This is a genomic window from Paenarthrobacter sp. TAF1, assembly GCF_052113825.1.
Classification (GTDB): Bacteria; Actinomycetota; Actinomycetes; order Actinomycetales; family Micrococcaceae; genus Arthrobacter; species Arthrobacter nicotinovorans.
This window is the reverse complement of the sequence record NZ_JBFRDO010000003.1, coordinates 349,166-356,400: the sequence shown is the minus strand read 5'-3', so window position 1 is coordinate 356,400 and position 7,235 is coordinate 349,166. Positions and strand designations below refer to the sequence as shown.

The window sequence follows — 7,235 nt, the reverse complement described above, 5'->3', positions numbered from 1 at the left end:
TCGAATAACTTTACACGCGCCCCACCCCCACACCAAATCCACCCCAACACCACCCAAAAACCCCGCAAACACAACCCAAACAACCCCACCAACCCAACAAACCACCCCCAAACCCACCAAAACAACCACCGTGAACCCCATCACAACCCACCCACACCCCCCCSACACCCACGCACCCAACCCAACAACCGCCGTCGAACCCCCAACGACGACACCCGACACCAAAACAACAACGCTCCCCCACCAAAGTGAGAGAGCGTCGAAGAAAATGAGCAAGCGTCCGATTCAAACCCGCGGAACGTGAGCAAGCGTCACACCTAAACCCTAGGGATGTGAGCGAGGGTCACGTCCAAACCCGCGGGATGTGAGTGAGGGTCAGTGGCCGCCGTGGCCTCCCGCGCCTTCGGTCTTCCGCATCATGGCACTGAGCACCACGGCGGCGAGGGCAATGACGGTCGCGGCCAGGAAGGCCGCCTGCATGCCGGCCACCAGACCAGACGAAGCAGAAACCACAGCGTAAATGGACACTAGCAGCGCGGTACCGGCTGCACCTGAAACCTGCTGGGCCGTGCTGATGATCGCCGAACCGTGCGAGTAGAGGTGCGGCGGGAGCGGGTTCAGGCCCGTGGTGAAGGCCGGAGTAAACAGCAGCGCAAGGCCGAAGCTCAGGGCCACGTGAAGGGCAATCACCCAACCAAGCGAACTGGCCTCATCCAGCCGCGAGAACTGCCACAAGGTCAGCACCATCAGGACCGAACCGGACAGGGTCAGGGGCAGAGGGCCCACCTTGTCGAAGATCCTGCCGATGACGGGGCCCAGCAGGCCCATGGCCAAACCGCCGGGCAGCAAGGCCAGCCCGGTCTCCAGGGGCTGCAAGTGCAAGGTGTTCTGCAGGTACAGCGGAAGCAAGATGACTCCGCCAAACAGCGCCATCATTGCCACCACCATCAACAGCGTGGACACCGTGAACATGCGGAACTTGAAGGCGCGCAGGTCCAGCAGCGGAGCATCGGACTTCTGCAGCTTGAGCTGCCGGACGACAAACAGCGCCAGGCATAGAAGGCCAACCACCAGGGCGATCACCGGAACAACCCCCGCGTTGGAACCACCGATCTGGCTAAGGCCATAGACCAGTCCACCGAAGGCCGGAACCGTCAGGATCACGGACGTGACGTCGAGGGTCGTCTTCTCGCGCTCCCCCACATTGGTGAGGTACTTGGCACCAATCGCGAAAGCAGCCAAGGCGACCGGCAGCACGAATACGAACATGAAACGCCACGAGAAATGGTCAAGGATGATGCCGGAAACGGTGGGCCCCATCGCAGGCGCCACGGAAATGGCAATGCTCACGTTGCCCATGACGGCGCCGCGCTTGGACATGGGAACCAGCGTGAGGATGGTGGTCATCAGCAGCGGCAGCATGATGGCCGTTCCGCCGGCCTGGACGATGCGGGCCAGCAGCAGCACCAGGAATCCGGGTGCCAACGCCGCCAGCAAAGTGCCGCCGCTGAAGAGTCCCATGGCAAGCATGAACGCGCCCCGGGTACTCATGCGTTGCAGGATGAAGCCCGTGGTGGGGATGACCACTGCCATGGTGAGCATGAACCCGGTGGCAAGCCACTGAACCGTGGAAGCACTCACCTGAAGATCCGTCATGAGGCGCTGCAAGGCAACGTTCATGATGGTCTCGTTGAGGATCACCACGAAGGTCGCCACCAGCAGCGTGACGATGACCGTCACGGACTCACGCGACATCTTTCCGGAGGCCGGAGCCTGCGTGGACGTTGTCCCTGCCGAGGCGGCGGCTCCGGAAGTGCCGGATTCGGGTTTGCCGTTAGCGTCGGACGTGACGTCGGTAGACATGAGGATTCCCCAAGGTTTGGATTTGGTGTCCGGCGAGCGGTGCCGGTGAAGACTTGAACAGTCTAAACGCCCAGCGAATTCCCGTCACGGGGGAAAAACCAAACCTTAGGAAAACAATGGGGCGTTATCGATGAGCCGGACCGGACCGACTTTGGCCGCGATAATCGCCAGCCCTTCGCCGCGGAACGGCGTTTCCTTGCAGTTTTCGGCGAGGGGTTCCAAGGTGGCGGGGTCGACGACGTCGAAGTAGTCCAGTTCCACCAACGGCTGGGATTCAACAAGCGCGACGGCGGAATCCAGGTCAAGCGGTTCGTGCGCGTTTGCGCGCGACTCAATAAGGCGCAAAGCCCGCGACAACACCAGGGCGGCCTCGTGCTCTTCGTCCGAGAGGAACCGGTTGCGGCTGGACAGCGCCAATCCGTCGTCGCTTCGGACAATCGGCACGGGAACAATCTCCACGGGGAAGTTCAGGTCCGAGACCATCCGCTTCACCAAGGCCAGCTGCTGCGCGTCCTTCTGCCCAAAGTAGGCACGGTAGGCCGCCGTCGTGCGGTCCGCTGCCGCACCGCCGGGGAGTCCATAGTGCAGCAGCTTGGCAACCACGGTCAGGGCGCCGTCGAAATGCCCGGGACGCGAGGCGCCTTCCCACTTTTCGCCCAGCGGACCGGCGGTCACCCGCACCAACGGTTGCCCGCCCGGGTAGACCTCCTCCACGGACGGCGCGAAAACAAGGTCCACGCCTTCGGCATCGAGGAGGTCCATGTCGGCCTCAAGCGTGCGTGGATAACGGTCCAGATCCACGGCATCACCGAACTGCAGCGGGTTGACGAAAATCGTGGCCACCACAACATCGTTATCAGCCACCGCAGTGCGGGCCAACGCTGCGTGGCCCTGGTGCAGTGCGCCCATGGTGGGGACCAGGCCCTGAGAACTCCCGCGTTTTTCAGCGAGAAGCCGGGCACTTTCCGCACGCAATTCCGATGCTGTGGTGACGAGTTTGATGGCCATTGTTGTTCAGTTTCCTTCCGGCGCCTTGGGATCTGCGTCCAAAGCCTCGTCGATACCAGTCAATTGTTCCGGGCGCAGCAGTCCCCTGTTGCCTGCCCTGCGTGCGGTGGCCCGGGCCATGGCCTGGTAGGCGGCGAGGACATCGCCGCCCGCGCCGGCGTCGTACTCCTTCAACGCCTGGGCGTGCGCCGTTACCGTACCCACATCTCCGCGGGCCACCGGGCCGGTCAGTGCGGATTCGCCCGACGCGAGGGCATTTTCCAGCGTGGCGCGCAGCAGCGGACCGAGCATGGATTCCGGTGTCTCAACGCCGATTTCCCGCAGCATCTGTGAGGCCTGGGCCACCAAGGTGACCATGTGGTTCGAGCTGTGTGCAAGGGCTGCGTGATAGAGGGTGCGGTCGGCTTCGGCGATCGCCACGGGCTCGGCTCCCATCTCCACTACGAGCGCCTGGGCAATCGGCAGCATGGCAGCGTCCGCGGTGACGCCGAAAGTGCAGTCCATGAGGCGGGTCAGGTCCAGGCTCATGCCCGTGAAGGTCATGGCCGGGTGAAGGGCCAGTGGAATCGCGCCGGCGGACCGCACAGGGTTGAGGATTCCGACACCGAACCGGCCCGAGGTGTGGGCCACCAACTGGCCGGGCTGCCAGGCTCCCAGCTTTGCCAGGCCCGCCACCAATTCGCCCAGCGAATCATCCGGCACGGCCAACAGCACCAGCTCGGAACGCTCCACGACATCCTGGATTTCAAGGATCGGGACGCCGGGCAGCAGATTTTCGGCCCGCTCGCGGCTCGCCTCGGACACAGCGGAAACCCCGACGACGGCGTGCTCGGCCGCGCGCAAAGCCGCGCCCAGGACGGCGCCCACTTTGCCTGCACCTACGATCCCGACTCCGAGTCGTCCTGGCTTAGCCATCGTGGCGGTCCTCCTGGTTAGGTGTTTGGGGTTCTTCTGGCTGTGCTGCCGCTGCGGCAACTTCCGGGGCTTGCGGCGCCACCTGCGCCAGCCATTGTTCGCTGGTCTGCCGCTTCCGTGCCTCCCGGGCACGGGCGGCCTGCTGGTCGAAAAGCTCAACTGCCTGGGACACCCCGGCCTGGAACACGCGGGGAAGCACCGGGCCCGCTGTGGTGTGGAGGACAAGATCAGCCACACCAAAGCGCCGTGCCAGCGGCCCTTGGTGCAACGCCATGGACTGTGTGCGTTGATGCGGCACCATTACCAGGGTGCGCCACCATCGGCCGGACCGGATCAGCAGGGCGGTCCCGGTGGCCAAAAAGCCGTTCCGACGCCAGCCCAACGGAGCCAGCAACCGTGCACGGCGGGGTGTCGTAACGAATCCATCAGTGCCGGCCGGGACGCGGCCCGACGGCGCCAGTCCCTCCAAACCGGCATCAAAGACGGCCGCGGGTTCGTCCACCCCGGGATCCGGCAACACCAAGGACATCATCCGCAGGACGTCCGGCTTCAACCCCACGGGGAGCAGCATGGTGCGGGCAGCGCCGTCGGAATTCCCCGCGGCGCCGTAGCCGGCCACATTGACGTGCATCCGGTACCAACCGAAGAGCCTCCAGATGGGGGGCTGCCTGACCATCACGGCCTGGATACGGCCCGGGGGGAGGGTCTGGGCCTGCGTATCCAGGAGTCCGTAGCGGAGCCGGATGCCGTCCGGCGATATGGCCGCGGTGAAGTTGTAGCCCTTGTTGAATGAACTCCAATACGAAGCGCCGATACCTAGGATGGCGGGGATGAGGGCCAGGAAGATTGCTGTGTTGTCCAGAAGGACCGAGGTTGAGACCACCGCGGCGGCCCCGAGGAGGATGCCCACGGTCTGTTCACTCAGCAGCAGCGAACCGAGGAGGCGCGCCGGAGGCACGGACAGGACAACATGCTCCGGGGCTTCCGGGATCTCCTGCTCCGACCCGGCCCCGCTGACCACACCCGCCGCCCGCGCAAGGATCGTGGCGCGCAGCTGCTTGGCCTGGTCGATGGGAAGGTACGCCAGCCGCACGGCCGACTCGCCGGCGTCGGCCACCTCAAACTTGAGTTCAGCGAGACCGAAAATCCGTGCCAGAAGCGGCTGCACAATGTCGATGGCCTGAACGCGGTCCAGGCGCGCCTGCCGCTGCTGCTTGAACAGGAAACCCGTGTTCACCCGGACAAAGCCTTCGGCCACCTGGTAGCGGGTGAAGTACCAGCTGAGAATGAAACCGCCGACTGTCAGGAGCAGCACCACAGCGCCACCGGCCAGGAGCCATGGCACCCGGCCGCTCAGGTGCGGATCCACAAAATCCCGGCCCTGCAGCATCCGCTCGAAAGCGTCCCTGCTGAAGAAGAACCCGACGGCGGCCAACGCCACCCAGCCGCGGACGAAAGGCGAGGCAGGATGGACCCGCTTCCAGTCGCCGTCGACGGCTTTGTCCGGTAACACCACCGCAGAGTCTCCCGGGCTCACAGCCCGGCCAGCCTGGCTTCTCCGCGGGCCGAAAGCTGTTCGCGCAAGCGGGCGCCTTCCTGGGCAGGAAGGCCGGGGAGCTGGGCATTCGTACCGGTGGAAGCGGTGTGGAGTTTCAGCGTGCACAGCCCCAGGCTGCGCTCAACCGGCCCGACGGCGACATCAACGTACTGCATGCGGCCGTACGGAACCACCATGGTGCGCTGGAAGAAGATGCCCCGGCGAATGAGCAGGTCATCGTCGCGTTCGGCGTATCCAATGGCACGCACCTGGCGCGGAATGAGGGCCAGACGCCAGAGTGCAAGCACCAGCATCACGGCAGGAACGGCAATGGCCAGCCACAACGGGGGCCACCGCCACCATCCCAGAAGCACGAAGACAAGCGGCAGGCTGAGGAAGGCAACCATCAGCACATTTCCGATGGCCCACTCCACCAAGCGGACAGTGACGTACTTGGGGGAAACCCGGAGCCACTGGACGCCGGGAGGGTCAATCGCCTCGGTAGGCATATTCGCCTTCGCCTTTGGTTTCGCCCCGGCGGGTTTCAGGACCGGCGGTGCCGCCTTCGATGTCCTCCGGCGGTATCCGGCAAAAACGCTCCACTACCAGGCCGACGACCACCATCACCACACCGCCGCCACCCATCAGCAGTGCGTTCCACAGGATGCCTTCACCGCTGCGCAGCGTGCCGATCCGCAGGAGGTCCACGCCGATACCCGCATGCCAGCCAAGGAGGAGCGTTCCAGCGTAAGCGCAGGCCTGGGCAAGGATCAGGGTCCTGGCGGCAAGAATCGGATTCAGCATGTTCTTCTTCTTGCCGTTTCGCCACCGCAGGACCCGCACGCCCATGACGAGCGTGAGTCCGGCGATGACACCCATGGTGATCAACGCGGACGTTGGCAGGACAGGGGTGGGCATGCTGAAACGGTTGGTAGAGACAGTGGCCAGCCAGCCTACGACGGCAGCGATGACGGCGATGAGCACCAAAACAACCGGGCGCATGGCTTTCACTGCGGCTCCACCGCCCCTGTGGCCGGTACGCCGGCGACGTCGCCAAAGCCGTCGAACCTGCGGATGTCCGGCATGTCGGCTGCGACGGCGGCCAGTTCAGCCACGCTGTGGCCATTCAGCCGGGCGTGTGGCTCAAGCAGCGACCAGGGGTAGAGCACGAAAGCCCGCTCGGCTGCCCTGGGATGCGGGATGGTGAGGACGGGGTCGTCGCTTGCAAGGTCCCCGAAAACGATGATGTCCACATCCAGGGTCCTGGGACCCCAACGCACTTCACGGGTTCGGTGATGCTTCTGTTCGATCTCGTGGCAATGCTTGAGCAGCTCCAAGGGAGTGAGCGTGGTCTCCACCGCCATGACCATATTCAGGAAATCAGGCTGTCCTTCCGGCCCGCCGACCGCTTTGGTCTGCACCACCGGAGAAACCCCCAGGAGGCGGACCTCCGGCGGATCAACGAGGTCGGCAACGGCCGTGGAAAGAGTGTCGTTGCGCTCCCCCAGGTTGCTGCCCAAAGCCAGAATGACCTTGGTATAGCCAGGGCTCATGATCGCTCCCGGTGGACGCTGACGGTCACATCGCCGAACGGAACCTCAATGGGCGCCTTGGGTTTGTGGACGGTAACGTCGACGGCGGTCACGCTGTAGTTCGCGAGGATGGCCTCGGCGATCCTGACCGCGAGACCCTCGATCAGGTTCAGGGGCTCGCCCTCGATGTGCTTCGTGATCAACTCGGCGACTTCGCCGTAGTGCGCTGTGTACTGCAGGTCGTCGGTCTCGGCAGCCTTGGTGAAATCCGTGTGCAGCACGGCATCCACGACGAAGGGCTGGCCGTCACGGCGCTCGAAATCGAACACCCCGTGATAACCGACGGCGGTGACGCCGGTCAGCGTAATCCTGTCCACAGC

General features: G+C 64.5%; 8 protein-coding genes. All 8 read right to left on the bottom strand.

Translation table 11 applies throughout. From position 1 onward, the window contains the following. Positions 1-375 precede the first annotated feature (375 nt). Positions 376-1,863 (bottom strand): DHA2 family efflux MFS transporter permease subunit, encoded by a 1,488-nt coding sequence (locus tag AB4Y81_RS06250; protein WP_018778333.1) that lies wholly within the window; start codon positions 1,861-1,863, stop codon positions 376-378. Between the two features lie 105 nt (positions 1,864-1,968). Then, a complete protein-coding gene (gene panC / locus AB4Y81_RS06245; protein ID WP_422757808.1) occupies positions 1,969-2,871 on the bottom strand; it encodes a pantoate--beta-alanine ligase in 903 nt (300 codons plus the stop codon). A 6-nt stretch (positions 2,872-2,877) separates the two neighbouring features. Then, positions 2,878-3,786 carry a Rossmann-like and DUF2520 domain-containing protein gene (locus AB4Y81_RS06240; protein ID WP_422757807.1) on the bottom strand — a complete coding sequence of 303 codons (909 nt, stop codon included), beginning with the start codon at positions 3,784-3,786 and terminating at the stop codon, positions 2,878-2,880. After that, on the bottom strand, positions 3,779-5,323 hold the full coding sequence (locus AB4Y81_RS06235; RefSeq protein WP_227453627.1) for a PH domain-containing protein: 1,545 nt from the start codon (positions 5,321-5,323) through the stop codon (positions 3,779-3,781). The genes AB4Y81_RS06240 and AB4Y81_RS06235 overlap by 8 nt, the downstream gene beginning before the upstream one ends. Continuing rightward, the gene (locus tag AB4Y81_RS06230; protein WP_413304442.1) at positions 5,320-5,832 is read right to left on the bottom strand and encodes a PH domain-containing protein; all 513 of its coding nucleotides are present in this window, start codon (positions 5,830-5,832) and stop codon (positions 5,320-5,322) included. The genes AB4Y81_RS06235 and AB4Y81_RS06230 overlap by 4 nt, the downstream gene beginning before the upstream one ends. Beyond that, a complete protein-coding gene (locus AB4Y81_RS06225; RefSeq protein WP_441995529.1) occupies positions 5,813-6,334 on the bottom strand; it encodes a DUF3180 domain-containing protein in 522 nt (173 codons plus the stop codon). Before AB4Y81_RS06225 ends, AB4Y81_RS06230 begins: the two co-directional genes overlap by 20 nt. Then, entirely contained in the window at positions 6,331-6,876 is a 546-nt protein-coding gene (gene folK, locus AB4Y81_RS06220; RefSeq protein WP_055976521.1) for a 2-amino-4-hydroxy-6-hydroxymethyldihydropteridine diphosphokinase, read from the bottom strand. Before folK ends, AB4Y81_RS06225 begins: the two co-directional genes overlap by 4 nt. After that, a complete protein-coding gene (folB, locus tag AB4Y81_RS06215; protein WP_018778340.1) occupies positions 6,873-7,232 on the bottom strand; it encodes a dihydroneopterin aldolase in 360 nt (119 codons plus the stop codon). The genes folK and folB overlap by 4 nt, the downstream gene beginning before the upstream one ends. Between the last annotated feature and the right edge of the window lie 3 nt (positions 7,233-7,235).

What these genes read in the sequence shown, in the direction of transcription:
- AB4Y81_RS06250 (WP_018778333.1), bottom strand. Translation starts at nt 1,863, where the DNA reads ATGTCTACCGACGTCACGTCCGACGCTAACGGCAAACCCGAATCCGGC.
- panC (WP_422757808.1), bottom strand. Translation starts at nt 2,871, where the DNA reads ATGGCCATCAAACTCGTCACCACAGCATCGGAATTGCGTGCGGAAAGT.
- AB4Y81_RS06240 (WP_422757807.1), bottom strand. Translation starts at nt 3,786, where the DNA reads ATGGCTAAGCCAGGACGACTCGGAGTCGGGATCGTAGGTGCAGGCAAA.
- AB4Y81_RS06230 (WP_413304442.1), bottom strand. Translation starts at nt 5,832, where the DNA reads ATGCCTACCGAGGCGATTGACCCTCCCGGCGTCCAGTGGCTCCGGGTT.
- folK (WP_055976521.1), bottom strand. Translation starts at nt 6,876, where the DNA reads ATGAGCCCTGGCTATACCAAGGTCATTCTGGCTTTGGGCAGCAACCTG.